Below are 3,719 nucleotides of genomic sequence, written 5' to 3'. Positions count from 1 at the left end.
CCCCCGCCGCCCCTCACCGTTTCAGAGCAGGCCCTCCAGCCGGTGCGCCAGCAGGTCCCAGCGCCAGGCCTCCTCCACCCACGTCCGGCCCGCCGCGCCCATCCTGGCCCGCAGCCCCTCGTCGAGCAGCAGCTCGACCAGCCGCCGCGCGAGGTCGCCGCGGTCGCGGCCCGGGACCACGTAGCCCGTCTCGCCCTCGCGGACCGCGTCCGGCGCGCCGCCGGAGTCGCCCGCGACGACGGGCAGACCCGTCGCCGACGCCTCCAGGTAGACGATGCCGAGGCCCTCGACGTCCAGCCCCCCGCGGCGGGTCCGGCAGGGCATGGCGTAGACGTCGCCCGCGCCGTAGTGCGCGGGCAGCTCCTCCCACGGCACCGGGCCGGTGAACCGCACGGACGCGGAGACCCCGGTGACCTCCGCCAGCTTCTCCAGGTCCGCCCGGTAGGGGCCGCCGCCGACGATCAGCAGGACCGCGTCCGGCACCCTGGCCAGCACGGCCGGCCAGGCGCGGATCAGGGTGTCCTGTCCCTTGCGCCGGACCAGCCGCGAGACGCACACCACCACGGGCCGGTCGGTCAGGCCCAGCCGGGCCCGGACCGCGTCGCCGCCCGAGGCGGGGTGGAAGGTCCGCTCGTCCACGCCCGGGGGCACCTGGACCATGCGCGCCGCCGCCTGCGGCCCGACGGCGGCGGCGATCCTGGCGCGCGTGTACTCGCCCAGATAGGTCAACGTGTCCGTGCCCGCGCCGATCCGGCGCAGCAGCTGCCGGGAGGCCGGCAGCTGCGCCCACGCCGCCTCGTGACCGTGGGTCATGCCGACGATCCGCTCCGCCCCCGCGCGGCGCAGCGCCGGCGACATCAGGCCGAGCGGCGCCGCCGCGCCGAACCAGACCGAGGAACAGCCGTGCGCGCGCAGCAGCTCGGCGGCCCGGCGCGTCACCCGCGGGGTCGGCAGCAGCATCGTCGTGCGGTCACGGACGACCTCGAACGGCTGCTCCGCGTCGAACCTGCGCACCTCGGAGCCGTCACGCCAGGTCGAGGCGTAGACGACGAGGCTCTCCGGGGGCAGGCGCAGCGCCATGTTGTGCACGAAGGTCTGGATGCCGCCCTGGCGCGGGGGGAAGTCGTTGGTGACGATCAGGGTCTTGTTCACAGGGCCCTTGGTTTCTCGGTCTGGCAGCCTCGGTCCGGCTTGGGCTGATCCGTACGATATGGCAATGCGCATCCTCAGCAGCAGGACCCTGGCGGTCTGGGCGGGCTGGACCGTGAGCCGGGCACTGCTGGTGACCGTGACCCTGGGTGTGCTGCGGGTGCCGCACACCGACGTCGCCAGCGACGTGAAGGTCATCTACCAGGGCTGGGCGGAGGTGCTGCGCACCGGGACCTTCCCGATGGACGACGTCACGTGGCAGTACCCGCCGCTGGCCGGTCTGCTGATACTGCTGCCGCTGTGGCTGCCCGGATCGTACTTCGTCACCTTCGTCGCCATGGTGGCGGCCTGCGACGCGGCCGCGCTGCTGCTGCTCGTCCGCGCGGGCCGGGGCAGCCGGACCGGCGCCTGGCTGTGGGTGGCCTCCGTGCCGCTGATCGGCCCGACCGCCTACTGCCGCTTCGACCTCGTGGTCACCGCCGTCGCGATCGCCGCGACGCTGACCCTGACCCGCCGGCCGCGCTTCGCCGGGGTCCTGGCCGGGCTGGGCACGATGCTGAAGGTCTGGCCGATGCTGGTGCTGGCCGGCGCCTCGCCGCGAGGCCACGCCGCCCGGCGCTCCTGGACCGCGTGCGCGCTGACCGCCGCGGCGGTCTGCTTCGTGGCCGCGGTGACGACGCACGGCGCCTTCTCGTTCCTCGGCTTCCAGGGCGCGCGCGGGATCGAGATCGAGTCGCTGGGGGCGCTGCCCTTCTACGTCGGCTCCTGCCTCGGGCTCTGGCACGGCCGGGTGGCCATGCACTACGGCTCGCTGGAGTTCCTCGGCCCGCACGTCCACGCGACGGGCCTGGTCATGGTCGCGTCGACGGTCCTCGCCTTCGGCTTCCTAGTGGTGTGGCGTCGGCGCAACCGGGTGTGGACGGCCGTGACGGTGGCGGACGCCGCGCTGACCGCGGTGCTGCTGTTCACCGTCACCAGCCGGGTGATCAGCCCGCAGTACGTGATCTGGCTGCTCGGCGCGGCGGCCGTGTGCCTGACCGTGCCGGCCACCCGGATACGGCCGGTGGCCTGGCTGCTGGCCGCCGCCGCGCCGCTGACCTTCCTGGAGTTCCCGCTCTTCTTCGGCGAGTTGGTGCGGCGCTCGGTGCTGGGCACGTCGCTGATCTCCGCGCGCGACCTGCTGCTGCTCGCCGCGGCGGTGCTGGCGTGCGTGCGGCTGTGGCGGACCGACGGGGACGCCGCCCCCGTCAGGGGGCCTTCCGCAGCGCCGTCAACACGTCCGACCGCCACTGCGTCGTGAACGCGTCCGTGCCGACGCCCAGGGTGGCGCGCAGCGCGCGGTCCAGCACGGCGTCCGGGGAGAGCCTGCCGCTGCGACCGCCCGCGGCGACCGCCGCGTAGAGGGCGACGAGCTTCGGCTGCCCGTACCGCTCGACGACGCTGCGACAGGCGAACCACGCCTTCTGGTAGGCCTGTTGCAGCGAGGTGCCGGTCGCGCCGGCGTCGAAGTCGGCGTCGCTCGGCAGCGCGGCCAGCAGGGCCGCGGCCCGGGGCCCGGCGGTCGTGAGGGCGGCGGTGAGCTCCGGGGTGGTCTGCGTCGGGGTGCGGCCGGTGCCGAGGTAGCCGGTCCAGTCGGCGACGCCCTCGGAGAGCCAGCGCGGCGTCCACTGCTCGGTCTGGGCGCGGGTGGCGACGTGGGTGGTCTCGTGGGTGACCACGACACGGCGGCCGAGGGCGTTCAGTTCGTCCCAGGCGCCGGGGTTGACGGTGATCCGGTCGGTGCGGCGGGCGTCCGCCGCACCGAGCTCGCCGGTGCAGACGGCGGCGATGCCGGCGAAGGCGGAGGGGTCGGCTCCGAGCAGCGTGCCGAACTGGTCGGCGGTCTGCGGGGCGATCAGCACGGTCCGCTGCCCCCAGCCGCTCCCCCACACGCCGCTGACGGTCGGCACGGCCTGGTCGGCCTCCGCGCCGAGCGCGGCCAGGGTGGCCTGGTCGCGCAGGCCGAGCACCAGGCTGTAGCGGCCGCGGACGACGCGCACCGGCCCGAGGTCCCACAGCAGCACGTCGCCGCCAGGGTGGTCCTGGTCGGAGCCGAGCAGCCACCGGCCGTCGGCGGCGCGCTCGAAGGTGAGGTTCTGGGTGGCGCTCAGCGCCTGCTCGTCGAAGCCGTCGAGCCGGTAGTCGAGCTCGACGGCGACCGCGACGCGCTCCCCGGCGCCGACGGCGGGCGGCAGCGGGAAGGCGTCCAGGGCGAGGAGCTGGTAGCCCCACTGCGCGAGCGGCACCTCGGCCAGGTTGGCGACCAGTTCGTGCTGACGCCGGACCAGGTCCGCCGGGGCGTTCGGGGCGACGGTCGCCGCCAGGGCGCCGGCGTCGCGGGCGCGGACGGCCGCGGCCCTCTCGGCCAGGGTGCGCAGCACGCCGTCGGCGCGGGCCTCGCGGGCCTCGCGCTCGTCGTCCCGGGCGTCGGCCCACGCCTGCCAGGCGGTGGTCCCCGCGACGCCGGCGACGACCGCGCCGGCCGTGTACCGCAGGACCCGCCTGCGACTGACGGGCGCACGGACTATGGA

General features: G+C 75.6%; 3 protein-coding genes. 1 reads left to right on the top strand and 2 read right to left on the bottom strand.

What is annotated here, in order from left to right:
• Positions 1–21 precede the first annotated feature (21 nt).
• Positions 22–1,152 carry a glycosyltransferase family 4 protein gene (locus TR50_RS28625; protein ID WP_042428384.1) on the bottom strand — a complete coding sequence of 377 codons (1,131 nt, stop codon included), beginning with the start codon at positions 1,150–1,152 and terminating at the stop codon, positions 22–24.
• Positions 1,153–1,216: 64 nt separating this feature from the next.
• Between TR50_RS28625 and TR50_RS28620 the strand changes: the two genes are divergently transcribed.
• Complete coding sequence (locus tag TR50_RS28620; RefSeq protein ID WP_052441433.1) at positions 1,217–2,449, top strand: glycosyltransferase 87 family protein; 1,233 nt, start codon at positions 1,217–1,219, stop codon at positions 2,447–2,449.
• Here TR50_RS28620 and TR50_RS45945 read toward each other — a convergent pair.
• Positions 2,397–3,719, bottom strand: a 1,323-nt coding sequence (locus TR50_RS45945; protein ID WP_052441431.1) for a hypothetical protein, incomplete at its 5' end; no start/stop codon positions are given. The genes TR50_RS28620 and TR50_RS45945 overlap by 53 nt on opposite strands.

It is taken from the genome of Streptacidiphilus anmyonensis (assembly GCF_000787855.1).
Classification (GTDB): domain Bacteria; phylum Actinomycetota; class Actinomycetes; order Streptomycetales; family Streptomycetaceae; genus Streptacidiphilus; species Streptacidiphilus anmyonensis.
This window is presented reverse-complemented; position numbering and strand designations above follow the sequence as displayed.

What these genes read in the sequence shown, in the direction of transcription:
- TR50_RS28620 (WP_052441433.1), top strand. Translation starts at nt 1,217, where the DNA reads ATGCGCATCCTCAGCAGCAGGACCCTGGCGGTCTGGGCGGGCTGGACC.